The 25,512-nt window shown below is 37.2% G+C and carries 30 protein-coding genes; 25 read left to right on the top strand and 5 right to left on the bottom strand.

The genetic code is table 11. The annotated features are described in order from the left end of the window. The 25 genes from ACG916_RS11850 (at position 1) to ACG916_RS11730 (ending at position 21,056) form a co-directional block, all read left to right on the top strand. Positions 1 to 1,260 carry a phage head morphogenesis protein gene (locus ACG916_RS11850; RefSeq protein WP_419327858.1) on the top strand — a complete coding sequence of 420 codons (1,260 nt, stop codon included), beginning with the start codon at positions 1 to 3 and terminating at the stop codon, positions 1,258 to 1,260. A gap of 54 nt (positions 1,261 to 1,314) precedes the next feature. Next, positions 1,315 to 2,274, top strand: a complete 960-nt coding sequence (locus ACG916_RS11845; protein WP_244015465.1) for a hypothetical protein — start codon at positions 1,315 to 1,317, stop codon at positions 2,272 to 2,274. 3 nt (positions 2,275 to 2,277) lie between these two features. Then, positions 2,278 to 2,655, top strand: coding sequence for a hypothetical protein (locus tag ACG916_RS11840; protein ID WP_314340980.1), 378 nt, complete (start codon positions 2,278 to 2,280; stop codon positions 2,653 to 2,655). A gap of 12 nt (positions 2,656 to 2,667) precedes the next feature. Beyond that, on the top strand, positions 2,668 to 3,744 hold the full coding sequence (locus ACG916_RS11835; RefSeq protein WP_419327859.1) for a major capsid protein: 1,077 nt from the start codon (positions 2,668 to 2,670) through the stop codon (positions 3,742 to 3,744). Positions 3,745 to 3,754: 10 nt separating this feature from the next. Next, the gene (locus ACG916_RS11830; RefSeq protein ID WP_314340984.1) at positions 3,755 to 4,072 is read left to right on the top strand and encodes a hypothetical protein; all 318 of its coding nucleotides are present in this window, start codon (positions 3,755 to 3,757) and stop codon (positions 4,070 to 4,072) included. 8 nt (positions 4,073 to 4,080) lie between these two features. Next, on the top strand, positions 4,081 to 4,533 hold the full coding sequence (locus ACG916_RS11825) for a gp436 family protein (RefSeq protein WP_314340986.1): 453 nt from the start codon (positions 4,081 to 4,083) through the stop codon (positions 4,531 to 4,533). 7 nt (positions 4,534 to 4,540) lie between these two features. Further along, a complete protein-coding gene (locus ACG916_RS11820; RefSeq protein ID WP_314340988.1) occupies positions 4,541 to 5,041 on the top strand; it encodes a phage virion morphogenesis protein in 501 nt (166 codons plus the stop codon). Further along, on the top strand, positions 5,028 to 5,483 hold the full coding sequence (locus ACG916_RS11815; RefSeq protein ID WP_314340990.1) for a phage tail terminator protein: 456 nt from the start codon (positions 5,028 to 5,030) through the stop codon (positions 5,481 to 5,483). The genes ACG916_RS11820 and ACG916_RS11815 overlap by 14 nt, the downstream gene beginning before the upstream one ends. Positions 5,484 to 5,485: 2 nt before the next feature. Beyond that, positions 5,486 to 5,653: a hypothetical protein gene (locus ACG916_RS11810; protein ID WP_314341005.1), complete on the top strand. Its 168-nt coding sequence runs from the start codon at positions 5,486 to 5,488 to the stop codon at positions 5,651 to 5,653. Next, entirely contained in the window at positions 5,646 to 6,380 is a 735-nt protein-coding gene (locus tag ACG916_RS11805) for a phage tail tube protein (RefSeq protein WP_314340992.1), read from the top strand. The genes ACG916_RS11810 and ACG916_RS11805 overlap by 8 nt, the downstream gene beginning before the upstream one ends. Positions 6,381 to 6,443: 63 nt before the next feature. After that, positions 6,444 to 6,998 carry a hypothetical protein gene (locus ACG916_RS11800; RefSeq protein WP_419327860.1) on the top strand — a complete coding sequence of 185 codons (555 nt, stop codon included), beginning with the start codon at positions 6,444 to 6,446 and terminating at the stop codon, positions 6,996 to 6,998. Positions 6,999 to 7,058: 60 nt separating this feature from the next. After that, complete coding sequence (locus tag ACG916_RS11795; RefSeq protein WP_419327861.1) at positions 7,059 to 7,343, top strand: hypothetical protein; 285 nt, start codon at positions 7,059 to 7,061, stop codon at positions 7,341 to 7,343. 2 nt (positions 7,344 to 7,345) lie between these two features. Then, a complete protein-coding gene (locus ACG916_RS11790) occupies positions 7,346 to 7,924 on the top strand; it encodes a hypothetical protein (protein WP_419327862.1) in 579 nt (192 codons plus the stop codon). Between the two features lie 271 nt (positions 7,925 to 8,195). After that, positions 8,196 to 8,744 carry an antA/AntB antirepressor family protein gene (locus ACG916_RS11785; protein WP_419327863.1) on the top strand — a complete coding sequence of 183 codons (549 nt, stop codon included), beginning with the start codon at positions 8,196 to 8,198 and terminating at the stop codon, positions 8,742 to 8,744. A 70-nt stretch (positions 8,745 to 8,814) separates the two neighbouring features. Then, positions 8,815 to 11,928: a tape measure protein gene (locus tag ACG916_RS11780; RefSeq protein WP_419327864.1), complete on the top strand. Its 3,114-nt coding sequence runs from the start codon at positions 8,815 to 8,817 to the stop codon at positions 11,926 to 11,928. Between the two features lie 3 nt (positions 11,929 to 11,931). Next, positions 11,932 to 12,345, top strand: a complete 414-nt coding sequence (locus ACG916_RS11775) for a hypothetical protein (RefSeq protein WP_419327865.1) — start codon at positions 11,932 to 11,934, stop codon at positions 12,343 to 12,345. Then, positions 12,335 to 14,293: a hypothetical protein gene (locus ACG916_RS11770; RefSeq protein ID WP_419327866.1), complete on the top strand. Its 1,959-nt coding sequence runs from the start codon at positions 12,335 to 12,337 to the stop codon at positions 14,291 to 14,293. Before ACG916_RS11775 ends, ACG916_RS11770 begins: the two co-directional genes overlap by 11 nt. Before the next feature lie 2 nt (positions 14,294 to 14,295). Further along, positions 14,296 to 15,912 carry a hypothetical protein gene (locus ACG916_RS11765; RefSeq protein ID WP_419327867.1) on the top strand — a complete coding sequence of 539 codons (1,617 nt, stop codon included), beginning with the start codon at positions 14,296 to 14,298 and terminating at the stop codon, positions 15,910 to 15,912. Positions 15,913 to 15,962: 50 nt separating this feature from the next. After that, complete coding sequence (locus ACG916_RS11760; RefSeq protein WP_419327868.1) at positions 15,963 to 17,201, top strand: hypothetical protein; 1,239 nt, start codon at positions 15,963 to 15,965, stop codon at positions 17,199 to 17,201. Continuing rightward, positions 17,201 to 17,461, top strand: a complete 261-nt coding sequence (locus tag ACG916_RS11755) for a hypothetical protein (RefSeq protein ID WP_419327869.1) — start codon at positions 17,201 to 17,203, stop codon at positions 17,459 to 17,461. The genes ACG916_RS11760 and ACG916_RS11755 overlap by 1 nt, the downstream gene beginning before the upstream one ends. Further along, positions 17,458 to 17,859, top strand: a complete 402-nt coding sequence (locus ACG916_RS11750; protein ID WP_419327870.1) for a hypothetical protein — start codon at positions 17,458 to 17,460, stop codon at positions 17,857 to 17,859. The genes ACG916_RS11755 and ACG916_RS11750 overlap by 4 nt, the downstream gene beginning before the upstream one ends. Before the next feature lie 12 nt (positions 17,860 to 17,871). Then, positions 17,872 to 19,887, top strand: coding sequence for a hypothetical protein (locus tag ACG916_RS11745; RefSeq protein WP_419327871.1), 2,016 nt, complete (start codon positions 17,872 to 17,874; stop codon positions 19,885 to 19,887). Continuing rightward, positions 19,880 to 20,110: a hypothetical protein gene (locus ACG916_RS11740; RefSeq protein WP_419327872.1), complete on the top strand. Its 231-nt coding sequence runs from the start codon at positions 19,880 to 19,882 to the stop codon at positions 20,108 to 20,110. Before ACG916_RS11745 ends, ACG916_RS11740 begins: the two co-directional genes overlap by 8 nt. A 62-nt stretch (positions 20,111 to 20,172) precedes the next feature. Next, entirely contained in the window at positions 20,173 to 20,544 is a 372-nt protein-coding gene (locus tag ACG916_RS11735) for a hypothetical protein (RefSeq protein ID WP_004820924.1), read from the top strand. Further along, entirely contained in the window at positions 20,541 to 21,056 is a 516-nt protein-coding gene (locus ACG916_RS11730; RefSeq protein ID WP_419306813.1) for a glycoside hydrolase family 108 protein, read from the top strand. The genes ACG916_RS11735 and ACG916_RS11730 overlap by 4 nt, the downstream gene beginning before the upstream one ends. A 133-nt stretch (positions 21,057 to 21,189) precedes the next feature. Here the strand turns inward: ACG916_RS11730 and ACG916_RS11725 are convergent, their stop codons facing one another. From ACG916_RS11725 to ACG916_RS11705, 5 genes are all read right to left on the bottom strand, one after another. Continuing rightward, positions 21,190 to 21,774, bottom strand: coding sequence for a cold shock domain-containing protein (locus ACG916_RS11725; protein ID WP_419306812.1), 585 nt, complete (start codon positions 21,772 to 21,774; stop codon positions 21,190 to 21,192). Between the two features lie 323 nt (positions 21,775 to 22,097). Continuing rightward, on the bottom strand, positions 22,098 to 22,562 hold the full coding sequence (locus tag ACG916_RS11720; RefSeq protein WP_419306811.1) for a hypothetical protein: 465 nt from the start codon (positions 22,560 to 22,562) through the stop codon (positions 22,098 to 22,100). 271 nt (positions 22,563 to 22,833) lie between these two features. After that, a complete protein-coding gene (locus tag ACG916_RS11715; protein ID WP_419306810.1) occupies positions 22,834 to 23,442 on the bottom strand; it encodes a hypothetical protein in 609 nt (202 codons plus the stop codon). 77 nt (positions 23,443 to 23,519) lie between these two features. After that, positions 23,520 to 24,815, bottom strand: coding sequence for a Y-family DNA polymerase (locus tag ACG916_RS11710; RefSeq protein WP_419306809.1), 1,296 nt, complete (start codon positions 24,813 to 24,815; stop codon positions 23,520 to 23,522). Further along, positions 24,812 to 25,429, bottom strand: a complete 618-nt coding sequence (locus ACG916_RS11705) for a LexA family protein (RefSeq protein ID WP_419327874.1) — start codon at positions 25,427 to 25,429, stop codon at positions 24,812 to 24,814. Before ACG916_RS11705 ends, ACG916_RS11710 begins: the two co-directional genes overlap by 4 nt. Positions 25,430 to 25,512 lie beyond the last annotated feature (83 nt).

Below are 25,512 nucleotides of genomic sequence, written 5' to 3'. Positions count from 1 at the left end.
ATGACTGATTATGTAGAAGCCTTGAAATATGCGCGTAGTCGCAATGTCGTTTTACCTGAAGAGTTTTACTTGCTTGATCTTAAAACAAGGCATTACTCCGCTACAGTAAGTCGATTGGCCTCTATCGATCAAATCAAGACTGTTTTGGAGCTGGTAAATAAATCAACTGAAGATGGTTCAACTTTTGATGAGTTTAAGAAACTTATAGCTAAGGAGGGCATTGATCTCTCAGATCATCATCTAGCAAATATCTATCGTACTAACATGCAGATGGCCTATGCACATGGGAGATGGACACAGCAACAGGCTAACAAGGAATCACGACCATATTTGATGTATGTTGCGATTAATGATAGTCGGGTAAGACCAACTCACCTTAAGTTAAACAACATCATTAGGCACATAGATGATCCATTTTGGACGTTGTATTACCCGCCGTGGGATTTTATGTGTCGTTGCCATGTGATTGCTTTAACTAAGAAGCAAGCTGAGAAATACGGTATTACTTCAGATGAAGATCTACCAGAGGTTGCACGTAATTTAGGTTGGAGTTTTAACCCTGCGACTTGGGGCTCGAATTTAAATGAAGTGCTTGATCAAAAAATAGCAGACAATCTTTTAGATCTTCCATACTCATCTGAAATTCTTGATATTAAGAATACTGCTTTGCTTGAGCAAGATGTTGAAAATGCAATTGTTGATGCTTTTAAACCACTTGAAAAATCAAACCGAAAAATCTTAGATGATTTTTTAGATACTGTGATTGATAGTGGCAAAGATATAGCACCATCAGCACCGCGCTTTGTTGTAGAGCTTGCAGCTGAAGATGAGAAGCTGACCGAACTTTTGAAAGATGCCGTAACCAATAAAGGTATTGATAGAAAATCTAAGTCTATTTGGGATTGGATGAATGATTCATTCCAATCAATGCTTGGATTTGCAAAAAACCTTAAAAATAAGCTCACTGGAAACAATATCAAAGGTTTGGATTTATTCAACTTGGAAAAGGGAAATGTAATCGGTATTCAAACACCTACTTTGTTTAAAACAGCTGAAAATGCAGGTAAAACAATCACTATCTTAGATATGAAAGGCCATGCAATTGATCTTTCGAAAATTCAAGGCTTGGATGGTGCTCTATTGGCATCTGATTTAAACCTACAAGTGGTTGATGTGACCAGTGAATCAATCATACTCAAGCGCACTGAAGAGAAAGCTACTCGGTTATTTATAGCCCGAAATACAATTTACAGTGTTTAAATAATTGAAAATTCAAGACCACCTTAATAGGTGGTTTTTTAATGGAGCATCAAAATGCCAGAAGCTGAAAAGCCTAATCAGTATTGTTTCCAGCTCGGGCAACTGAGTGTTGATAGTGCTGAGGATGGCAAAAAGAAAAGAACATTTTCGGGAATCGCTTATAGCGGTGAAGTCATTACTGACCATTGGTTTTGGGATCGAATTATCTTTGATCTCGATTCAATGAAGTTAAAAGGTCGAATTCCCGCATTACTGGAACACCGATCAAGTCAAAGGGCGGGTGCAATCAATACACATTCCATTAATCATCAAACAGGCTTAACGGTTACAGGTGATTTGATGAGTAATGAGTTTGGTACTCAGGTTGCTCAAGACTCAGACGATGGTTTTCCATGGCAAATGTCTGTTCGTATCGAGCCTTCTGCAATAGAAGAAATTCAAGCGGGTGCATCGGTCACTGTGAATGGAAAGATTCATCAAGGGCCAATTACTGTTTTTCGTGGCGGTCGCATTCGTGAAGTATCGTTCTGTGCATTAGGTGCCGATGATAATACCAACGCCGTGGCAGCAAACCACAACCCAAAGTCTAAAACTTTCAACAAAGAGGACACTAACGTGACTGAACTCGAACAGGCGAAAGCCGCTCAAAAGAAAGCTGAAGAAGAACGTGACGCAGCACAAACCGAACTTAAAAAGTTTAAAGCTGAAAAACGTACTGAAGACATTGCAGCACTTCAAACTGAATTAAACACTCAATTCAGTGCTGATGACACTAAGTCTTATACAGATATGGATGATGTTGCTTTTAGTTTTATGGCTAAACAACTTCGTCAGTTCTCATCAAAACAACCACCAGCTGGACAACAGCAACCTATTCCTGCAGTTAATCCAGCGCTGCAACACTTATTCAATCACCAAGCGACTGGGGGTCAAGGTGGTACACCTAATCAAGATCAACCTCACAAGTTTACTTCTGGTGCGCAAGCATTCGCTGGCCAGAATAAAGGGGCTTAATAAATGAGCAATAAAACCTACTTAGCAAACGTGACCCGTGAATCACGCCCACTCAATCTAGATGTTGAAAAACTTCGTCGTGCAAATGCCAAGGTGACTACTGCAACGGCTTACAAAGCTGGGGATCTGTTGATTTTATCTGATTCCAATGTGGTCACTCATGCAACAGATGAAAAAACTTGGAATGTTGTATGTGGCCAAGATGTAACTACTCAACAAGCAACCCAAATGGCAGCTGATGGAATTGAAATTCCAATTTATTTTGGTGGTGTATTCAGTATCGAAGCAGTGCGAATTGCTGGGGAATATTTAGAGCCATCTAAATATGATGCAGCACGAGCAAAAGCAACTCTAAACAAAATCGAATTTTCAAAAGTATAAGGATTTTAAACAATGCCTCAGTCTTTTACAGTCAATGGCGCACCACTTGAATTACTTGATGTGGGTGAGCTTGCAATTATTCACACAAACTATAAGCCAATGGATACTTGGCTGTTAGATAAGCTGTTCCCAAATCGCCCATCATTTGACCGTGATGAGGTTCCACTTGCAGAAATCAATACAGTGCATGATCTTGCACCCTTAGTATCACCGCATCAACCTGGTAAGCCTTTTGATACTAAACGTGCAGCAAAGGTCGAATTTGTTCAACCTGCGTATTACAAGCCTAAAAACATGGTGACGCCTGCAACCTCATTTGATGAAGCCTTAATGGAACGTTTACGTACCGCGGGTATCATCTCTACAGGAAGTCAGCAATTATCTGATCAGGAAAAAATGGTCATTGCTCAAATTGCAGTTATGAAGCGAAATCATGATGCGATTGATAACTCTGTTTTATTGATGGCAACGGAGTTATTGCTCAAAGGGAAGTATTTACTTCAATCTGATGACTATGAATACAACATGGTTGATTATGAACGTGATGCGTCTCTGAACTTTACACCATTAACTCCTTGGAATCAGGCAGGTGCTAAACCTGTAACCGATATCGAAGCTATTGAAAAGCTTCTGCTTGATGCAAATAGTGGTGCTTCTAAACTCTACCTTATGTCAGGAAAGGTTTGGGCGGCTTTATCAAATAATGAAGAATTCAAAGAACGCTTTGTGAAGCCTTATGCTGGAATTGCGGTACCTTATAAGCCGAGTTTGAATGTTCAAGAAGGTGCCTCATTTAAAGGCTATTTAGATGAAAAAGAATTGTGGGTTTATGATGCCACTTACCGTTTAAAAAATGGTTTAAAACGCTTCATCCCTGATGATTATTTTGGTGCTATCTCAGACACCCAAGGCTCTATTGCACAATGTAAAATTAAAAATATGTTAGCAAATGGGGCAGTGGCTAAATACTTTGATCGTCAGTGGTATAACGAAGATCCAAGCGGAATTTTCTTGATGACTGAATCAGCACCACTTGCAGTGCCATCTAACAAAAATGGCGTGTGTGGCGGTACTGGTTTTATTTCTTAAGGAGGCTCAAATGCCTAAATACATAGCAAAACAATCCATTGGTCACTTTCGACCGGGTGATGAAATCAAAGGGCTTGAAGCTAAACAACTTCAGGCCCTTTTAGCATCTGGGGCTATTGAAGAACCAGAAGAACCTAAAGTCATTAGCAAATCTAACGATGAAGTTGATGCCTTGAAAGCCGAAATCACTGATCTGAAAGCGAAAAACAAAGCGCTTGAGGATGAAAAAGCAGTTTCGGATAAAGAAATCACTGATCTGAAAGCAAGAGTGATTGAATTAGAAAAAACTATTGCAAAAGCAACGCAGAAACCTGTAGCTGAAAAATAGGTGGTTCTATGTCGAAGTATGCCAGTCGTGAAGATATGGTGATTCGTTATAGCAAGATAACTATTGAGCAATTAGAGCGCGGATTAACTGCAGATCTCTCTGTAGAGTCTTTTATTGAAGATGCTTCAGATATTGCGGATGGATACATTGGCAAAGAGTATTCAATCCCTTTACCTGAAGTCCCCAAAAATTTAAAGATTATGATTTGTGAAATTGCACGATATTTGCTGCATCGAAATAAAGCACCTGATGAAGTTCGTGATCGTTATGAAGATGCGATTTCATTTTTGAAGCGTGTCTCTGAAGGAAAAGCTGTTCTTACTATAGCTAAGAAAAACGAAGATGGTAGCGAAGATGTTGTTGTAGCGGACACATCACCAAAGACATTGCCTATTGGTACCACCTACAAAGGAGGTGTCTTTGCTGACAGTGTTCTAGACATGATGCCTAGCGTCAAGTGAGGTGGTTGTGACTGATACTATACAAATGCATGGCCAAGAAAAGTTGCAGGAATTTATGCGACGTGTGATAGAGCGAGTGAAAGATCCATCTGAACTATGGCATGACATTTCTGACATCCTAATTGTAAATACACAACGACGTATACAGACAGGAATTGGTACGGATGATAAAGCGTGGAAAAAATCATGGAGAGCGAAAGTTCAGGGTGGGCAGACGCTTAGAGATACAGGACGTTTGCATAATTCGATATTTGCAAAAGTTCAGGGCAATAAAATCTCAGTTGGCACCAATGTTGTTTATGCGCCAATCCTCCATTTTGGTGGGTGGGTCAAACCTAAGTCTGGCAAGTATTTAACTTTCAAAACACCACTTGGCGGATGGGTAATGGTTAAAGCTGTATACATTCCACCTCGTCCATATTTAGGTATTTCCGTAGATGATTCCCAAGAGATTCTTTTCGAAATCGAAGAGTATTTATACAAGGTTTTAACTGATGCAAAACATTGAAAATTATTTCGCACTCGAAGATGACATATTAAAGCGAATTAAAGCTGAAATTCCGGAAGTTGAAGAAGTGGTTACGCCGTTTGATGTGGATGATCTATTCCAAGCCGTGGTTGGTGATATTGGCATAGGTATCATCTATGTCGGTGATCGAATAGCAGATACAACAGGTGATGGAAAAGCTAATGCGGTCTATCAGCAATGGTTGATTGCTCTAACAGTCGCAGATGCTTCAGCACAATTAACTGAAACAGCTTCAATTCGCCAATTGGCAGATCCAATAATTCGGAAGATTCTTTCTGTGATGCAGGGTTATCAACCACAAATTACTGGATTTAAGCGATTTAAACGTGTTGATGCAGGCATTCCAGTTGGCAAGGCTGTCAGCACTGGGCGGGCGTATTTCCCATTCTTATTTGAATCACAAATGATTAAATCATGGTGACTATGAAAACATATAAAGCATTACAGCCTGTGGGTCGTTTTGAAAAAGGCGATTTTGTGGGTGGTCTATCAGATGACCAAATTAAACGATTAGAAGCAGATAAGATCATTGAAGAAGTGAAGCCATCTGCACAACCAAAACCAACTAAAGAGGTTAAAACGGATGGCTAACAAGTATATTTCTTTACAAGGCAAGTTTTTCTTATCTGAAATTTCTAATAGTGTAGCTGGCGCAATGCGTTATATCGGTAACGTACCAGAGTTTGAGCTTGAAATCACAACAGATCAGGTTGAGCATCAAGAAAGCACATCAGGACAACGTACAACAGATTTTGTATTAACTAAGACTACAGGAGTTAATTTTAAGGGACAGCTTGAAGAAATTGATGATGAAAATCTCCAGTATATTTTATCTGGTATGAAGTCCGAGATTCCAAGCACTACTATCACGGATCAGTCACTTGGTGTAATTAAAGTAGGTCAAGAAATCAAGCTAGATGGCTACAACCTATCCCTGGTTTCATTTAAAGCAGGTTCAACCGCGGTTGCTACTGACAAATATAAGCTTGATCCAGTATTTGGAACAGTTATTTTTAATGAAGCGATTGCGGACCCAGTAACAGCCAGCTTCACCACTGGTGTAGTTAGTCATACAACAATTGCCAGCAATTTTAATAAAGAATATGAATTGTTTTTTAAAGGGCTAAATGTTGCGACTGGTGAGCGTGTGGCTGTACGTTTGTGGCGAACTAAAAAATCACCTGAAACAACTTTCCCATTGATCCATGAAGAACTAGGTCAATATGAAATCTCAGGTCAAGCACTCTCGGATACTGAAAAAGGCTTAGATTCTACACTTGGTTTATATGGCCATGTTGTGACAATTCCAGTAGCATAATTAAGACAACAGGCACAGGGGCGCATGAGCGTCTTTTTTTGTGCCTGTTTTCGGGTAATCAACATGAATGAGTTTTTTTTAGCTTCGAATAGATCTGCATTTAAAGATGAAATTGAAATCCGACAAGTTCTGATGAAAGATTTTGATCAGTGGTCCGAATTTGCTGAGCCAATTAGAATTATGTTCAATAATAATTTTAGTGATGAAGTATTTGTTGATGTTTTTGAAAAACTTAAATTTCAAGTAATCATGGTTGCGTCTTTAGTAACAAATGTCCCAGACTTAGATCCTAAATTATTGGAAAATGACGGTGAATTACTTGAGCTTTTTAAGAATCTAGTCGAAGTAAATCAAGCATATTTCAATCAAGAAAATAATAAGAAAACCGATTCTAAAGAGAAGTACACCTGGTTTGATTCATTTCAGTACTTAATAAGTAAAGGGCATAGACATTTAGATATTTTAAATTATAGCTTTGGAACTTTTAAAGAGTACCTAAAGGCAGCACATCGAAATGAAAGAAATACATTGTTAAGCATGGGGAATAGCTTGCGTGTTGCATATCATGCTGATAAAAATGGATATAACAAATATATCGATAGTATGAATAAAGGGTAATTTTCACATTGCACAACCTCTAGGCAATATATATTCTGTTCAAATAATGAGGGGAATATCATGAAAAAATTATTTTTAGCTTTTTTATTTTTTGCTTCTACCAATATATATGCTGCTACTGAAGCACAAAGTGTTAGATCATCAAATAGTTTTGTGAGTAAAGGTGATTCTCAAGGCAATATGATTCAAACATTAGGTAATCCTGAATCTTCTTATGAATATAAAACAAGGGATGCAAACGGGCGTTTAGCTTTTGCTACAGATTACCGCTACACGATTGATGGCGTAAGGTACACACTAACAGTTATTGGTGGGGTAATAACTAGAATTGTTTGGGAGCGTTAATTGTGAAATATATTGTGGGTGCTCTCCTTATTATTGTTTTATTGGTAGGTTATTTTATAAACAAAAGTAATAAAGAGGATATGGTGAGATTGAAGCAGGCCGAGGTCGAGCAAAAGCAAAAGTTAATTGATGCTCAAGCAATTGCAAATCAAGAGTTTGCTAAAAAAGAATTAAAAGAAGCAACGGACATTAGGATCAAAGAGCTTCAAAGCAAATACATGATGGACTACCAGGAGGCTAAAAAAGTTGTCGAATCTCCAAAAATAACTATAGCTGAAAAGAAATTCTATGTTGATTTGGCTGGACGATGGAGTGATGCGTTTACTGTGGCTGGATCTACATCTAGGGTCGCTTTATCTCAGCCGGTTAAAGATATGCAACAAATTAAACGGGATTTGGAAGGCCATGTAACTAAATCTGATTGTGAAGCAAAGATGAAGCAAGAGTTATTAAAATCCTATAATTTTTCAATCAATGGATTTTTACAATTTATGCAGAAGAATGAAGATGTTTCTAATCTTTTTATAAGTATGGGGTCTGATCACCAAAGGAATGCGACAGCATTAATTGATTATTGTTGAGATTAATAAAAAAGCACCCTAGGGTGCTTTTTTATTCTCTAAAACTTAAAAGTTGTAAACCGCACTATTACAACTAAAACAATTATAAAAACCCATTGACAAGATTTAAGATTTAACCAAGCGAAGCCGACCCAAAAAGTCGGCTTTTTTAATGCCTGAAATATGGCATCCAAGCCGACTAGGGTAGCTCCTGAAAGGAAGATGGTCGTTTCGACTACTCATTGCATCTTCTTGTTGGCTTTTTTTCTTTATGAGTAGTCGGAGCGTATCAATGAATGCAATCGTAAAAATTGAAAATCAAACCCCATTTATCGAAGTGGAATTAAATGGAAAAGTTCAGCTCGGCGTGAATGCTCGTGGCTTGCACCGCTGGTTTGAAAGTAAGCAGGACTTCTCAAAGTGGATTAAGCGACGTATTTCTAAGTATGAATTTGTCGAGAACCGTGATTACTTGACCGTCCAAGCGGTGGAGCAAGTCCCTCATCAGGGTGGTACGCGCTCTATTACAATTTTAGAGTATATGCTGACAGTAGATATGGCAAAAGAACTTTCAATGGTCGAGTGTACTGATCGTGGACGTGAAGTTCGCCTGTATTACATCGAACAAGAAGATATTGCCCGAAATCTTAAAGATGGAATGCAAGTGCGGATCGGTAAGCTTTCAGCACAGCTTGAGTTAATTACACAAGGTCTATCTGAGGCAGGTCGTTTTCTTGTTGTCCATGGAAAGCAGACTAAGCCAGCCATGATTAAAGAGCTAGATGACCTAATAAACGAAACACAGCAATCATTAGATTTAGAAAATAAAGATGATGTTTGAATAAACAGTTTACAAACCAACACCTCCTTAACGGAGGTTTTTTATTGCCTGCTAAAAAGTTGAGGAATGTATGGCTTCAGGATCAATGGATTTTCGCTTAAACCTGTTAGCTAATACCGCAGGCTTGCAGCAAGGAATGAATGGCGCTAAATTTGCAGTAAATGCATTGGTTGCCGCAATGGCAGCTGTTGGTGTTGGTTTAAGTGTTCAAGGTTTGGCACAAGCAGCGGACTCATATACAAATCTTTCGGCACGAATTAATATAGCCACCAAAGATGGTGGCAACTTCAATCAGGCAATGGCAGGTGTTCACCAAGTTGCGCTTGCTACAAACTCCAATCTAACCACTACTGCTGATTTATTCACACGTTTAAACACTGTGGGTAAAGATATGGGGATGACGCAACAACAAGCGTTAGAACTAACAAAGACGGTTACCCAGGCGATTAAGATTGGTGGTGGCACAGCAGAAGCTGCAGATGGAGCAGTTACCCAATTTATTCAAGCCATGCAAGGTGGAGTTCTTCGCGGAGAAGAATTTAATAGCATCATGGAAGGTGGTTACGGTTTAGCCGAAGCTTTGGCAAGAGGTTTAGGAGTTACCACTGGCGAACTTCGTAAAATGGCTGAGGCTGGTGAGCTTTCTTCTGAACGTGTGGTCAAAGCCCTTCAAAGTCAATCTGCATCAGTGCAAGCGACTTACGATAAGTTCCCTACAACAATTAGTAATGCTTTACAACGTATATCGACAAGCTGGGAAATATTGATTGGTAAGATGGACCAGTCAAATGGTGCATCTGCAACTGTAGCTCAATGGCTTGTGCTTCTTGCTGATAATATTTCGGAACTTGATTTTGTTTTAAAAGATATTGGTGATGGATTTATTTGGGTTGGGGATCAGCTTAAAAAGATTGATCCAGCAACAATTGAGGCATTAAAGACTGCCTTAATGAGTGCTTATGACGCACTTAAATCCATGGCAAGCACCCTTGGGAATAGTCTCGAAATTGCAGGCGATCAATTAAACTCCCTATTAAGCCATATATTTAATTTTAATAGTGGGGTAGATCAAGCGTCCGATAAAACCAATGGTTTAACAAAGTTTTTGCAAGCGTTAAACGTGGCAATTGGTTTCATCAATGATGGTTTTAATGGTTTGAAAATTGGGGCAAGCCTACTTGCTGGTGTTATTTATGATGTTGCAGCAGCATTTACATATTGGAAGTCAAAGCTTTTATTTGGTGAATATAAAGATGCCGCACTAAAAGAATATGAGGAGCTTTCGTTAAAAGCGAAAAGTTATTATGAGCAATCATCAAATCAGGCAATGGAATTTAAATCCAAAGGCATTGAAGCCATTCAGGAGATATCAAAAACACAAAAAGAAAAAGATGCTGAAGCTGTTGCTTCTTCAAAAGCTAAACTTGATCAGATAATTGCAGATCAAAACTCGGAAGTCGCAGGGAAAAAATCAAGTGAGGAGGAAAAGTTAAAAGCTGTTCAATCCTATGCCGAAGCTGCCATTACCGCCAATAAGGGTCTGATGGATGGAAAGATTCAAGCTGATCTGATTGAAAAAGGCTACATGGTAACGCTTGACCAATCCGGCAAGGTAGCGGTTGCATCACTCAATGAAGCCAAAGTTGCTACCGAGGAAAAAACCAAAGCCACTGAACTTGCAAAAGAGCGCGAGAAGAAAGCCGAGGCAGATTTTCAAGCTTATTTAAAAACGAGTGCAGTTGAGAAAATTACCCTTACCAAGCAGATTGAAGAAGCTAGAAAAACTGGTGATTTGAATGCCTTAAAATCTGCGCAAGATGCATTGGTAGCTATAAACACAAAGGAAGAAGAATTAAATATAGCTCGAAAATCGCGATCAGCCGAGGTTGCATCAGGTTTGAAATCTTCCGCTGATGTTGCAAGGAAAGCAGCAACTGCTTTAGATCTAGACTTAGATATTCTATTAAGTAGAATTTCAGAAAAGTTCAAAGCTGGGGGAGTAAATGTTGTTAACTTCTCAAAAAATCTCACAGCCTTGGGAGTTCAGGGCAAACAAGCTGGTGAAGTCACATATCAAGCGTGGGTAAAATGGCTTGAAACAGCAAAGTCCCAAGCTGAAATAGACTTTGCAATGTCAAAGTTAAAAGAGTTTGAGACACAAGGTGTTATATCTACAAAACAGGTTGAACTAGGTGTTCAAGCAATTCGTCAGGTGATGCAAAAGCTTCCTGATGACATGAATCCTGTTGAGCAAGCATTTGAACGTCTGGGGATCAAAACCAAAGATCAGTTAAAGCTTGCAGCCCAATCAGCTTTGGCAGATTTTAATACTATTCAAAGTAGTGGCCAAGCAACTGCTGAAAGTTTGAGACAAGCTTATGAAAGAACCATTCAAGCAGCGATTGCTTCAGGTGATCAAGCTGTAATTGCTCATACTCAAGCAAAAGCTGCATCACTTGGTTTATCTGTTCAAATTGATGATACAGGAAAGGCAGTTGTACGGTCTTATGATGAAATGAATAAAGCTGCTTCGTCTCATGCTTCAACTGTTTCAAGCGGTGTAACAAGTGCCTATCGTGAAATGGGTGCGGTTGCAAGAGAAGAGGCTCAAAATTCAATTGATGCATGGAATGAGGCTTTAAGTGCAAAATCTGAGGCAGAAGTGAAAACGAGAGAGGAAAAATCCAAAAAATCCAATGCTGTTTCAAGTACATCCTATACGAAGAGTTATGTCCGGGATGAGCTTAAAAAAATGGGTTATGACGATGCTCAAGCTGAGTCAATAGCTCAAAATATTTTTGGTACCGCACTCGCAAAAGACCAAGACGTTCTGCAAAAGAATCGAAGTCTTGGCGGGCTTACGGATATTTCAGGTATGTTGTATCAAGAGCTAAGAAAGAAAGGATTAGCAGGCTATGATGGCTCAAGATACATAGAACAGGCATTACAGCGTTACTCGGACGGAAATGGGCAATCTACAATGCAAGCATTGGCGCCAAATGTTTATGCAGATACTCAAAAGAATACCTCAGCTGCGCTTTCAAGCAATTCTGATCCAAGTAAGACAGTTAAATACAGTTTTAATTTTAATGGACAGGATGTTTCCTTGATGGGGAATGCGAGTCAAGAAGGCACATTGAATGAACTGTTTAGACAGCTTGAAACACTTAAAAAGAGTGGTTAAAACATGAAATTAAAACGTATCTCAACTTCAGAAACCGTCACTTTGTCTGACGGTTTTTTATGGTCTGATGAATTTGACTGGAATCCTATTGAGCAAAAACAAGATCGCGCAGTAGACGGAGCTTTGATTATTCAGGAGGGTAAAATGAAATCGGGTCGTCCAGTTACTTTGATAGCTGATAAAAACATGGCATGGCTTAAACGACATATTGTTAGCAAGTTAAAAGACTGGTCAATTCTTCAAGAAAAATTTGAACTTCAATTTAACTATTTTCATGACAAGCGCACGTTTAACGTAGTTTTTAATCATCAAGATAAAGCAATAGAAGCAAATCCTGTGCTTGAGCATCCGACTGTTTCTGACGATGACGAATATAACGTGACACTAAGATTTTTGGAGATAAACGATGCCGATTGAAACTAAAGATTTAGTTTTATATGAATCTGAGCGCTTAAGTGATAATGATGACGGGGGTGGTAAATACAATGGGCAAGTCATCATTGATGGACAGAGTAACAACTTGTTTAATGATATTTCAGAATTAGATCGAAGCCTTGGCGATGTATCAATGCGAAAGATATTTCCTGCGGTAACAACTATTGATACTGATTTATTGATGGGATCAACCGTGTTTATATCTGAGAATCCTAAAGATCCTGCTGTTTCTGCACTTTTATTTAGCACTGGAAGTTATACGGATCAACGTAAATCTGCGCAAAATCGAGTTGAGTCATATTTATCAAAGGGCACTCAAATTGCAGGAACGCCACTAGATACACTTTGGCAGGGTATGAAACAGATTCAGGTCTGTATGTTTACCAGTGAAATAGAAAGTAATGTGGGTGATGCGATCGTATTGGTTTCAAATGGTGGGCTTATAAATAGCCATGAGCAATATGTTCGAATACTAAAAGTTGAAACCCGTATTTCAAAAATCGTTATTGATCAAAAAGAAATTGAATACAAGATTGCCACATATAGTATCAGTGATCCATTAGAAATTGACTTTGTAGGCTTATCAGCAAAAAGTTGGTACGCAGGAGAAAAGCCAACAACTATCATTCGTGAAACTTTGGTTGCAGATACAGGGAAATATTATTCATCAACTCAAGCTACTGAAGATGCTCAACTGGGCGAGTTTACAGTCAATGTAAAAGATGTTTTTACTCAGATTATCCCTAGCGCTCAAAGTGAAACAGCGATCATTGATGTAAATGCTGCAGGTGAAAAGACGACTTTAGTTCCAGGTAATGATGGTGTTGTATCGACAAGCTATCAAGTTGTTATTTCAACATCTCAAAATTTTTACTTAGGCTCAAGTGTCATGCCTTCTAGTCTCAGTTTCGCTTTGTTTAATCAACAAGTCAATGATAGTGGGGGATTGTTGAAAACAAATGCTGGCACTCAAGTGGGAACGATCGATTATCAAAAAGGATTGATTCAATGGACTACAGCTGCAGGTTCGGGGAATACGACTTTAAACATTGCATTTAAACCAGCTTCGACACCTTTACAAAATACCCAAAGCCAATCGATTCAAGTGACACAAAATAATCAAGGATCAAATTGGACGGGAGTTTTAATTCCTCCACCTGCACCGGGCAGTGTTTCTGTGTCATTCATGGTGAAAGGTAAGTTTTATGAACTTAAAGATGATGGTTCAGGCCAACTCAAAGCAGGTTCAACATCTATCGGCTCAGGTTCAATAAATTACGAAACTGGATCTTGGCTTTTGACAACAGGTGAATTAGCCGATGTTGGAAGCAACATTCTCGTTTTGTGGTGTACGCCAATCTCAACTTTTGTTCGTTCAAATCTAACTCTTGAAAGCCCTTCGTTCGAGTTACAGTTGGGAGAGGCTGTTGCAGCAAATAGTGTTGTCGTGAAGTGGAATGTCGGTGACATTGAGAAAACTGCTACAAGCAATGCTCAAGGAAAGTTTAATGGAGATGCAACAGGCTCAATAAACTATGCAACTGGGGTTGGTAAGTTTATACCAAAAATTTTACCCCAAAAAGGCACGGTTTTTACGATTAACTACAACACGGGTTTTCCATTAAATCAAAGCGCAATAATCACACCTACAGTTGAGCAAGAGTTAAGTTTTAATGTGGGAACGGGTAATGCACTTCAACCAGGTAGTATTGAATTAAAAATGGAATTACAAGATCAGCTTAACCAGAATTTAACTGAATTGGTCCTGACAGATTCTAAGGTTGACAACACCGTTGGTAACTTATACGACAAGTTAGGCAATATTCACGGAACAATTAATTACAGCTCAGGTGCTGTCGTGATAAAGCCATATTTAGAAGTTATGGTGTATCAAAAAAATTATACACCTCAAGTATTTGTGAGTAATTAATCATGAGTTTTTATTCACCGCAGACTGAATCAATAGCTTCTGAAAAGAAGAAATTAAGACCTTATTTCCCAACTAACATTAATATTAAATATCGTGATTCTCCCGATATAAGTCCGAATGTCAAACAGGTGACTGCGGATAAACTTAAAATTGACTTAACACCTCAGTTTAGCGAACTAGTACTGACTAATTCAGTGCGATTTAAGCTAGGAAGTGATGTTTATCTTGATCGTAATGGAATAATCTATAGAAATATCAATAACTCTACAAATACTGGCATTACTGCAGGTTCTGTGAATTATGGAACGGGTATGGTTGAGATTGATTCATGGGCACCTTTAACTGAAAGCACGGTTTCTCTACAGTCTTTAGCAACTACTACAGATGCAATTGAAATCAATCACATCAGCTTTAGAATTCCAGTTATCCCTGTTCGACCATCTTCAGTTACTGTGGTTTTGAGCACCGTTGAATTTGGTGCTTTAAATTTGCAGTTTGATGAGCAAGGAAAAGTTGAAACATCAAAAGCACACGGTTCTGTGAATTATGAAACTGGATTTGTAGATATATACTTTTATACAAAAACAGAAATTACTGAGACAAATAGGCTAGAAATTGAAGCAAAAGATTGGTATGACGTCCTTTTAGAATATGATGAGTCAAATAAAAAATATATCAACATACCCGTGTGGGTTGTTCCCAATACTGTTAAATATAATGCCATCTCCTATACTTACATTCCGCTTGATGCTTCGATTTTAGGATTGTCTGCAACACGCTTACCGCCGAATGGTCGTGTGCCTATTTTCCGCGTTGGTGATATTGGAATTGTCAGTGCAGCCAAATCTATAGTGATGCCTGATCATATTGCGGGCAAAACCTATATTTTAGATGACAAGCGTATTTCTTGGTGTGAACTTCAAGATAGTAAAGGCGTGAAGGTTCCTTTTGATATGTATGTGGTTAATTACGACTATGGTGAGGTCACTTTAAGCGGTGATTTCGCCCTAAACTCGCTAATACCACCTTTAAATATTAAATATCGCTATCAAGACATGGGGTTAATTAGAGATGTACAGATCAGTGGACAAGTAACTTTCACCAAGCCATTAACTCACAATTACAGCGCTGAAAATACAATCGTTGGTTCTGCATTGGTTATTGGTGACATGCAAGCACGTTATTCAAATATGTTTTCGCAGGGAACGTGGGGTAATGTGTGGGTAGAAGAGCCTACAGGTGCGCCGATTTCAGCTCGTTATAACGATGCGCTTTACCCTATTGCCATAACCAATAAGGGAGCTATACAAGAGCGTTGGGCATTGGTATTTACAGACAATACGAATTTCCGAATTATTGGGCAGTATTCAGGACAAATTGGCACAGCAAATATTAATACAGACTGTGAGCCAATCAATCCAATTACAGGTGTTCCATACTTCAAAATCAAAAAAGAAGGGTGGGGCTCAGGCTGGGTTAATAACAATGTGGTGTTTTTTGATACCCATGCTGCAATGTTTCCAGTTTGGGTGATACGTACAGTGAAGCAATCAGAACCTACTGAATTAACAGATCAGTTTCAGATCATGTTACGTGGTGATATTGATCGAGTGATCTAAGCATATTTTACAAAGACCGCAAAAGCGGTCTTTTTTATGGACTCAATATAATGGCAAATACAGATGTTAAATGGTTTAGTTTTGATAATACAAACGCCCCGCAATTAACAAATACTTGGGGCTGTTTAATTGATGTACTTGATGCCTGTCTTGTTACAGGGTTTGGAACGCAACTTGTTTCAAATTTGACAATTCTTGATGGTGTTGGGACCGCAACATTCGGCTCAAATCATAATTTTAAGCAATTTCAGGTTATCGAATTTAGCGGCTCATCAATTCCAGAGTTAAATAAAGAATTCAAAGTTCTTGGAATAACTAACAATAAAATTGAGTTTGTTGTTGATTTGCCAGATCAGTCAGTCACAGGAACAGTTTCAGCAAAATTAGCATCATTGGGTTGGACTAAAGCATTTGCTGGAACACAGAAGGGTGTATATCAAGCAAAAGACAAAACTGTAAATCCGTATTTCTTGCGTGTAGATAATAGTCGAGATCCAGTTTATACAGATTCTTATGCCAAGTTTGCAAAAGTTGGCATACTCGATTCATGTAGTGGGATAGATGATTTTAGCGGGAATCAAGCGCCATTCAACTCTGCAAATCCGACAAAAAACTGGGTTGGAACAGGAAGCGGATCAAGTGCAAGTGTTGGTTGGTTTAAATGGCATTATGCGCGTGGCACGAGTGCCTCTAGCTTTAGCACTGAATTGACCACACCCAGTGACGGCAATAGATCTTGGGTACTTGTAGGGGATAAGACATCATTCTTTATATTGCCTGCACTAACTCCGACATCAACTGCTAGTTTTAACAAAATACCATACGGATTCGCTCTATTTCGTAAAAAAGATATATGCATACCCGTACTTGTAGCTAACAATAATGGCGGTGGTGTATCTACAGGGCAACATCATGACAATCCATTGTTAAATTCAACATACGCAGGATTTGCGTTTCTAAAAAACATTAAAAACTCTATTTCCAACACAGTTCTAACTACTCAAATAGGAGGGTTTTCCACCTTTAGTGGTTATTCTGGAGCTGTAACGCAAGACACGCTTGATGGGGATGTTTTTATGGATATATTTGCTAAGGACGGTTCAGGATATTTATGTGGTGTTGTTGATTTAGCAAAGTCAGTTTTACATGACTCAAGTAATGATCAAGAAATAAAATTAGTAACTGACACTAACACACCTTATCTTTTTGTTAGAACTGCAACAAACGTAGTTGGAGGGGCTTCAGCAATCCTTAAAACTGCGCTTGCATTCAATCTAGGGGGTTATTAATGATAATTAATAGGGCAATTAGATATTGCACCTCTAAGGGTGGTGAATTATTAATTAAAGGGGTAGTGACAAAAAAAGGGGTGCCAATCATCTGTACTGTTAGAGCATATTCAAGAGATTATGGAGATATGCTAAGTCAATCAACCTCTAAAAATGATGGTTCATATATTCTTTTTGGATCAATTAATTCTGCAAATTATGTAGTAGCTATTGATCCTGAAGAGGAATTTAACTTAGCAGCAGAGGATAATATTCAATGAATTTTACATCGATTGAAGTTGGGTTAATTCAGCTTAAAGCCATTGCTGAATATTTAGATCAAGGTAGCGCATTTGCAACCTTTGTTTTTTATAGTGATGCAAAACCAGTGAACGTTTCAATAGCTGCTGATGAAAGTAAAAGGCTTGTTACTCTGTCACTTCCAAAGCCATGCTTTAAAAAGATAAATGCAGATAGCATAGAGTTAAATCAGACCGATGCGGCACTTGTGGTAAAAAATGGAACAGCAATATGGGCTAGACTTTATAACGGTGCTGGTGTTGCAGTTACGGACTTTTCAGTGGGAGCAGATATAACGATAGCGGAACCGAATTTAATTGAGGGATCAACACTGATGTTAAATTCTATAGTTTTAAAGCCAATGCCATTACCTGCATAAAGAGGTGGACATGTGTCTAAGTACCAACCGCCAAGAAAAACCAATGTCGCACTGGGTTTCTCAAAGCAAAAGACTGGGACAAATAATTTAAACTTTGGAGAAAATGAACTTAAAAAGGCTGAATTAAATGCAGTTATTAATAATTCGTTTTCATCAATTTTATTCACCCATGTAGATACTTTTAATCAATTAAAATCTGTTTTAAGAACCAGCTTAGATGCTGAAATATTGGCTCAAAATGGTCAGTTCGCTCAACTGAATTCATTAATTTTTACTTCATTTTCTTCGAATGTTGAAGCTGTAAAAATAAGTCAGTTTTGCAGTATAAATTCAGAAATCAATACTCATTTTAATGCAAATGTTTCAGCTCGCTTTGATATTAATTTTAATGTTGGTGTCTTTAGAGAGCTTAAAACCGATTATTTTGCTGCTTCAGCGATCTTACTTAATGAAAAGGTTAGGTTCTCAAAACCAGTATTAAAGGCATTAAGTTCAGCATTTTCTTATGATTCAAGTATTGAGATAAGTTCTTCAAGAAATTTTAATTTTGAGCGTGGTATTTCGATAAATACTGCACTTAAGACCAAATTTAACGAAACCTATAAAATACTTAATTCATTAAATACAGCTTGGGATGAAACAGAAAAAAGACATCACAATCTTAGTTTTTTCCAAGAACAAGCTATTAGTTTAAAAGTAAATATTGATGAGCAATGGGTAGATCTTGTTAGAAAGCGTAAAAATCTAACATTCTCTCATGAGGTTGCACAAAAAATTGCTTCTGTATATCGCTTTCATTGGGATGATGGCTTAGAGATTATTTCTCAATACGCATTGAATTGGGAGATTGCAAGTTCTATTTACTATCGAAAATCTAAAATTGATCCTTGGCCAAAACCTGAAAATCCTGATACGAAGAGCAAAAAGTTTAATCTAAACTTTTGTTGCAAAAGATCAAATGTGAGGCGAAGCAATCTACTACTCAATTTTGATGTTGATCATTGCAAACTCAAACCTTCACTTCCTCAAGTTGAAAATAAAAAATGGTGGTACATCGTGAACAATATATCTGTATTCAATCTTCGAACTGGGGAAGAAATCAAAGTTATTAGTGGCAGTTATAGTACTGATCGAAGCCAATGGTGTTGGTCCTATAGCTTGTCCGTTCCTCAAACTGAAATCTCGAAAATTGAAAAATTTGATATCTTAGAGATTAAGGTCAATGGTTCGGTGCATCACATGATGTATGAGGAATATTCTCGCAGTCGCCAATTTCCAACGATTACATTTACCTTGACTGGTCGAAGTCAGACCGCATTGCTTGAATCAAAATATTCACCTGTTCGATCTTATCTACAAGAAAATGAGCGATCTTCAGTTCAACTTGTTCAAGCGGAATTAGATCGAGTAAACAGTGATGCTGTTTTAGATTGGCAGCTTATTGATGATCTTGGTTGGATTGTTGAAACTGAGAGTCTGAGTTATACAAATCTTTCTCCAATAGATGCGATTAAGCTTATTGCTGAAGCTGGGGGAGGATTTATTTATAGCGAAAAGAAAGACAATAGACTTTCAATTCGCCCACTATATAAAAAAGCATTTTGGGAGAAACTTAAGACATTAGATTACGATCGCTTGTTGCCCGAAAGTTTGGTTTTAAAACATTCTGACAGTTATGAGGAGTTGCTCAATTTCAATGCAATTACTTTAACCAATCCAAGAAATGGAAATGTTGGGCAAGTTAAAAGACGAGATTCGGCAGGAGACGTCTTGTTGGAGCCTGTTAGTAATCCGCTTTTTAACACTGTCAGTATGGGCGGTTTTGGAAAAGCTAAATTAGCGAAGTCAGCTCAAGTTCAAAGTCATGATTTTGAATTACCAATGGTTGAAGAAATAGGTGAATGTGTACCAGGTGAAGTTATTGTATTTAACGGTGAATGGTGGGGGATTGTTGACTCAGTAAGTGTTTCTTTTACTTATTCAACAGTCACCCAAACCATTAATGTTGAAAGGACGTTGAATGAGTAATATTTACACAAGATTTTTAGCATTATTGCCACAAAATCCCGAATTTGTAGGTGTGATTACCTCAGCAAATCATCCAAATTACAAAGTCTTGGTTTCGGATAATTCAGGCTTAGTTATGTGCACCAGTTCAGTTGAATACAAAACTGGTGACCGAGTATTTATCTCAAATAATGAAATCAAAAGATCTGCACCAGAGGGCACTGTGGTTCAGATAGAAGTATGAAATTAACCAAATACAGGCACCTAACTGGGTGCTTTTTTATTGCCAAAAATCAGGGGAACACTGTGAACGATCCAATTTCTATCAAAGGCTTACCATGGCTTTTTAAAATTATGGCTGCGGTAATTGGGGCTATTTTTGCACTGACATTATCAGGGGATATCGACACACAAGGGCGTATCAAAATCACCATGGGCGTCATTATGAAGTTCACTTTTAGTGTGGCCATTAGCTTATATGGTGGATCTGCATTTATTGAATATTACGACTTAACCCACTACACACACATGGCACAGGGATTTGTCATGTTGATTTTTGCCATTTTTGGAATGCTTTGTATTGGTATTGCTTACCAGTCAGTGCAGCTACTTAAAGGCAAATCTTTTAATGAAATTATCTCGGAAGTTAAAGAGGCATTTGGAGCAATATTTAAATGAATTTTGAAAAAGCATTTGAGCGTTTAATTGGTCATGAAGGTGGTTATTCTACAGATCAAAATGATCCTGGTAATTGGACGGGTGGAAAAGTTGGAAAGGGGATTTTTAAAGGCACTAAATATGGTATTGCTGCCAATACATACCCAAATTTAGACATTAAGAATTTAACATTAACACAAGCAAAAGAAATTTATCGAAATGATTGGTGGGATAAATTAGGGGCTGATCAATTACACCCAGCGATTGTTTTTCAATTGTGGGACTTTGCTGTAAATGCTGGGAAAAGTCGAGCAATTAAAGAGCTACAACAAGCTGTTGGTGTTTCCGATGATGGAATTATTGGACCTAAAACAATTGCTGCAGTAAAAGCCAAAGATGTGAATGACGTGTTATTGCTGTTGGCTTCTGAGCGTTTAAGTTTTTATACATCCTTAAAAACTTGGGTAACCTACGGCAAAGGGTGGACTAACCGAGTCGCCGAGAATCTAAAATATGCAGCTCAAGATAATTAGTTTATTGATCTGTTTGTTAATCTCAAGTTGTACAGCCCAAACGATAAATACAAATGTTAGTGTGGGTATTTGCGTAAAAGCCCTTTAAAGGGCTTTTTACAACGTTACTATAATTAAATTTTATGGTGATTCATCAGAATTGACTTTCGCATGGGATACCATCACCATCACCATCCATTTTTGTTCCTGGGCAATTATTAATAAAAAATACTGCCTCATCATATGATTTCATTTCACTACAGTGTACGCGGCCATCACAATAATATTGTTGAACTGAATTAGTTGTAGTAGATGAGGTTCTTTCAATAAGTTCAACGGGTTGTCTTTTTAAGGTCTCTCTTTTATATATTCCAGATAAAAAGGGTATTAAAACAGCTAGAAATACGGAAAATATAAATACACCAATAAAAATTTCAAGTAAATTGAAACTCTTTTTTTGTGGTTTTCTCTTATTATATTGTGAGCTAGTTTGACGTTTACTAAAGTTTGGACTTTGTTTATCTTCGATCTTAAAATCTAAACGTATAATATTGTCTGCTTTTACTCTTCCATTTTCACTAACAATACGAAATTTTATCCTTTCTCCGATTCTTGGCGGGAATTGCTTGTTTGGAAAATCACTGATATGAAAAAATAAATCTTTCTCATGATCTTCAAGTTGGATGAAACCGTAACCTTTATTTTCATTATAGGTCGTAATTTTTCCTTCTTTAAACATATGATTCTGCAACATTGATTTTTAAGTAGATATTGGGAACAAAGATATCATTTTTAAATGATAAATTGAATGTTTGAATTTTTTAACAAATATTATAAATTTATTTAAGTAGGCACTTACTGATTCAACACTTTTATCTACCATAATTATTCCTTGTCCCAAACTCCTGTTAAGATTTGAAAAATACCAGCCTTGAATACACCAATACCAACATTGGCATACTGAAAAAGTGCATCACTGAATATCGAACAGTGGCAAAAGCAGCAGATGGACACACAGCTGATGCAGGAAGATTGAGAGATGCGTGGATGAGGTAAAACTATTTACTGCTGAATGCTATTTTCGGATAAATACCATCCTCTAAATCCAATAAAAGCAGCAATACTACAGATTATAAAAGATAAAGCTGTGATAACAATCCAAATGTACTTTAGCTGCTGATAAAGTTTAGCCTTATATCCAATTTCTAAAAGCTCAATTGATGCTTTATCCATCATTGCGGTCATTTCGGTTGCTTTCTGGGATTCTGATAACATTAATTTTTTATCATCTTCAGATATAGAGGTTTTGGCTTTTATTGAATTATTATAAATTTCATTACTGTGATTAACATGATCTGCAAACTTCTTATAATCGCGCTGAAATTCACTTGCTTTAACAAAAGCAGAAATATATGAAAGTTCAGCTTTTTCATAATTCTTTAGACATAAATCCATTAGAAGAACCATGGAGATGATACTGCCAATTGCTAAAAACTTATTTAAAGAATCTGTTGGTATTGTGAGCAAGTATTCACCACTTAAGGAGTTGGTTTAGAAATTTCTTATATAATCTTAATTTAAATTCTCTTAGTCAAGAATTTATCACTTAAGAGGTTCTAAGCCATAGATTTTTTGCTAGATGGGCTACTTAAAGAATTGTAAATCCCTTGCTCCAAACTCCTTAAACTGGAATCAGGGCAGGGTAAAGAAATCACACTTTGGATCATTGATACAGTTGCTAAATACGATGAGTGTAGCGCTTTGAATGATGTGAAAGTCGATGCAATGAGTTGATTAACTACGCAAAGATGTAGGTTTTTAACTCCTGAAGAACATCACTGTTTAAATTTTCTGATTTACTTATTGTGTTCATCAAATGAATAAAAACTGTTTGATCCACTCCAAGGTCCCGAAATCTAATGTTTTGAAAATTTTCAAGATAACTGGAATATTCTAAAATATCTCGTTGGAGTTTTGAACCTTCAATCAAATTGATAAACTCACTTATGGCACCTTTATTATTATTGTGTAATTCTTCAAGTTTTTTTACATCTGAAAGAAATGTATGAATATATGCGATCCTCTCAGAGTCATAAATTTCATAAATTTTATTCAAATTGAATTTCATTGAGTGAATAATATTTCTTTCATTATGAATTTTATTGAATGCAAGTTTTGCCTCGTTTGATACGATAGATTTATTATGCTGCTTCTTCCATCCATAAAATATAGTTAATGCAATTAAACCACTGAAAATTGCACCAACACCACCAAGAATAGAACCAAAGGCAGAAATATTGTTGGGATCTGCATTTTTAAAAATTGATAAAGTAGCATATATAAGCATACTTATAGAGTAAAGAACTACAGCCATTAAGGCTAAAAAATATGGTGATGTTATTTTCATAATATTCTGGAATTGATGAAGTTTTTTGAATAATGCAAAATTAATCACTCACAGTCAACAACCCATCCCAACTAAAATCACTTAACTTTAATCATCCCATTCTTCGTAAAATAATTCTTAGACAACATATCTCGACTCATAGACCACTTACGATCTTTAAAGTAACACGGACCTACAGAGATCTTAGCTTTGCCAAATTTACTTTGAATATCTTCATAAGTCTGCATCAAACTTTCATTTTGTATTCGTTGTTCATGATCTGAAAGCAGATCGGGAATATGGTTTGTTTTCTGAATTAACTCTGAATAAAACACACCGCATTTCTTATATTTGACGTCTGGTTTATAAATTCTTTCCAGTAGTAAGTAAGCAACCTCAACAAGATCAAGAACGCAATCGGTGGGTTCTGCAAACTTATAAGTTTGAGCTTTGCTGTAATACGGCACGGATGCATCAAATGGATTTGATTGAACAAAAGCAGTAATAACACCACATAGTAGTTTTTCTTTTCTCAAACGCCCAACTGCATCTTGTACATACTTCGACATTGCTTCTTTTAAGTCTTGTAGCTCTGTGATTTTCACACCAAAAGAACGACTGGCCACAATTTGTTGTTTAGGCTTTGGCTGATCATTGATTGGCATACATGAGATGCCTTGAAGCTCAAGTACAGTTCTTTGCATGCAGACAGTGAACATTTTCCCCATTATGGGTGGATTAGCTTTCGATAGATCTAAAACAGTTTTAATCCCCATTTCATTAAGTTTCTTGTTCTGCTTTCTCCCTACACCCCATACTTCGCCCACCTCAACCAGCGACCAAAAATAATCACGATATTTGGGATCCATAGTTGCCAAGTCACACACCCCATTAAATCTTTTTCCTTTCTTAGCCATATGGTTACCGATTTTAGCCTCCGTTTTACTGCGACCGATTCCAATGGAGACTGGCAATCCGATCCATTCTTGGATGCGTGATCGCATTCCTTGACAATACTCGACAAGATCATAGTTATTCTTAAAGCTTGTCAAATCTAGAAAGCATTCATCTATGCTGTAAATCTCTTGTTCATGTGGTGCGACATAACCTGCAAGTATCGAATGAAATCTACGTGACATTTCAGCGTAAATTGCATAATTGCTTGAAAGAACCTGTACATGATTTTTCTGAACTACATCTTTGATCTGAAAGAGAGGAACACCCATCTTGATGCCCATTGCTTTAGCTTCATTTGATCTAGCAACAGCGCAACCATCATTGTTTGATAGTACGATGACAGGGACATTGTTTAACTTGGGGTTAAAGAAACGCTCACACGAGACATAGCAATTATTGATATCAATAAGAGCAAATATCTTTTCTTCATGTTTCATTTGAAGTTCTTAATAACTTTTGTGACAACACCCCAAATTACTAATTCTTGCTCATTGCGGGGGAGAATTGGTTTGTATTCGATGTTTTCAGGTTTGAGCCAAACAGCTGGTAAATTTCTAAGATCATTTTCATTATGAAAAATATCAAACAATTCTTGATGAGACATTCTTTGTGTAATCATCATTCTTTTTACTGTGAAATCATTGTCAATGAATGCGATAACGATGTCTTGGTGCTGTGAGCGTATGCTTCTATCAACGATCAAATAGTCATTTATATCTATGCCTACGTCTTTCATTGAAAGCGATTCAACTTGAACAATGAATGTCGCTTCTTTATTTGAAATAAGAAGGTCATTCATGTCGACAGTTTTATCTATATAGTCTTCTGCCGGGGAGGGGAAACCTGCAGCAATTTTGTTTAAAACAAGTGGGATAGAATACTTCGTGATTGCCTGAAATGACGATATTCTTGATATGTCAGATAAACATCTCTCTTTAGATGAATATGATTTAATATCAATAACTTTAGAGTTTTTCAAGTGATCTAGATTTGCATCTTTAAGCTTTTGAAGTTTAGCTTTTGAGAAGCTTGAATTTAATTTAATATTCATAAAAAATACCACTTGAATAAGTTACGTATTCAAGATTTTAAATGTAATAGTTTTTAAATTCAAATTTAAAACATGTGGATAAA

This window comes from Acinetobacter legionensis, from assembly GCF_048552295.1.
Classification (GTDB): Bacteria; Pseudomonadota; Gammaproteobacteria; order Pseudomonadales; family Moraxellaceae; genus Acinetobacter.
The sequence above is the reverse complement of the archived record's forward strand: the minus strand, read 5'-3'. Positions and strand labels throughout refer to the sequence as shown.

Excerpts from the sequence above, each read along its gene's own strand:
- ACG916_RS11775 (WP_419327865.1), top strand. The coding sequence starts at position 11,932 with ATGAAATTAAAACGTATCTCAACTTCAGAAACCGTCACTTTGTCTGAC.
- ACG916_RS11800 (WP_419327860.1), top strand. The coding sequence starts at position 6,444 with ATGAATGAGTTTTTTTTAGCTTCGAATAGATCTGCATTTAAAGATGAA.
- ACG916_RS11830 (WP_314340984.1), top strand. The coding sequence starts at position 3,755 with ATGCCTAAATACATAGCAAAACAATCCATTGGTCACTTTCGACCGGGT.
- ACG916_RS11705 (WP_419327874.1), bottom strand. The coding sequence starts at position 25,429 with ATGAATATTAAATTAAATTCAAGCTTCTCAAAAGCTAAACTTCAAAAG.
- ACG916_RS11840 (WP_314340980.1), top strand. The coding sequence starts at position 2,278 with ATGAGCAATAAAACCTACTTAGCAAACGTGACCCGTGAATCACGCCCA.
- ACG916_RS11750 (WP_419327870.1), top strand. The coding sequence starts at position 17,458 with ATGAATTTTACATCGATTGAAGTTGGGTTAATTCAGCTTAAAGCCATT.
- ACG916_RS11785 (WP_419327863.1), top strand. The coding sequence starts at position 8,196 with ATGAATGCAATCGTAAAAATTGAAAATCAAACCCCATTTATCGAAGTG.
- ACG916_RS11845 (WP_244015465.1), top strand. The coding sequence starts at position 1,315 with ATGCCAGAAGCTGAAAAGCCTAATCAGTATTGTTTCCAGCTCGGGCAA.
- ACG916_RS11850 (WP_419327858.1), top strand. The coding sequence starts at position 1 with ATGACTGATTATGTAGAAGCCTTGAAATATGCGCGTAGTCGCAATGTC.
- ACG916_RS11795 (WP_419327861.1), top strand. The coding sequence starts at position 7,059 with ATGAAAAAATTATTTTTAGCTTTTTTATTTTTTGCTTCTACCAATATA.
- ACG916_RS11780 (WP_419327864.1), top strand. The coding sequence starts at position 8,815 with ATGGCTTCAGGATCAATGGATTTTCGCTTAAACCTGTTAGCTAATACC.
- ACG916_RS11710 (WP_419306809.1), bottom strand. The coding sequence starts at position 24,815 with ATGAAACATGAAGAAAAGATATTTGCTCTTATTGATATCAATAATTGC.
- ACG916_RS11730 (WP_419306813.1), top strand. The coding sequence starts at position 20,541 with ATGAATTTTGAAAAAGCATTTGAGCGTTTAATTGGTCATGAAGGTGGT.
- ACG916_RS11725 (WP_419306812.1), bottom strand. The coding sequence starts at position 21,774 with ATGTTTAAAGAAGGAAAAATTACGACCTATAATGAAAATAAAGGTTAC.
- ACG916_RS11810 (WP_314341005.1), top strand. The coding sequence starts at position 5,486 with ATGAAAACATATAAAGCATTACAGCCTGTGGGTCGTTTTGAAAAAGGC.
- ACG916_RS11755 (WP_419327869.1), top strand. The coding sequence starts at position 17,201 with ATGATAATTAATAGGGCAATTAGATATTGCACCTCTAAGGGTGGTGAA.
- ACG916_RS11715 (WP_419306810.1), bottom strand. The coding sequence starts at position 23,442 with ATGAAAATAACATCACCATATTTTTTAGCCTTAATGGCTGTAGTTCTT.
- ACG916_RS11815 (WP_314340990.1), top strand. The coding sequence starts at position 5,028 with ATGCAAAACATTGAAAATTATTTCGCACTCGAAGATGACATATTAAAG.
- ACG916_RS11760 (WP_419327868.1), top strand. The coding sequence starts at position 15,963 with ATGGCAAATACAGATGTTAAATGGTTTAGTTTTGATAATACAAACGCC.
- ACG916_RS11805 (WP_314340992.1), top strand. The coding sequence starts at position 5,646 with ATGGCTAACAAGTATATTTCTTTACAAGGCAAGTTTTTCTTATCTGAA.
- ACG916_RS11740 (WP_419327872.1), top strand. The coding sequence starts at position 19,880 with ATGAGTAATATTTACACAAGATTTTTAGCATTATTGCCACAAAATCCC.
- ACG916_RS11770 (WP_419327866.1), top strand. The coding sequence starts at position 12,335 with ATGCCGATTGAAACTAAAGATTTAGTTTTATATGAATCTGAGCGCTTA.
- ACG916_RS11765 (WP_419327867.1), top strand. The coding sequence starts at position 14,296 with ATGAGTTTTTATTCACCGCAGACTGAATCAATAGCTTCTGAAAAGAAG.
- ACG916_RS11825 (WP_314340986.1), top strand. The coding sequence starts at position 4,081 with ATGTCGAAGTATGCCAGTCGTGAAGATATGGTGATTCGTTATAGCAAG.
- ACG916_RS11835 (WP_419327859.1), top strand. The coding sequence starts at position 2,668 with ATGCCTCAGTCTTTTACAGTCAATGGCGCACCACTTGAATTACTTGAT.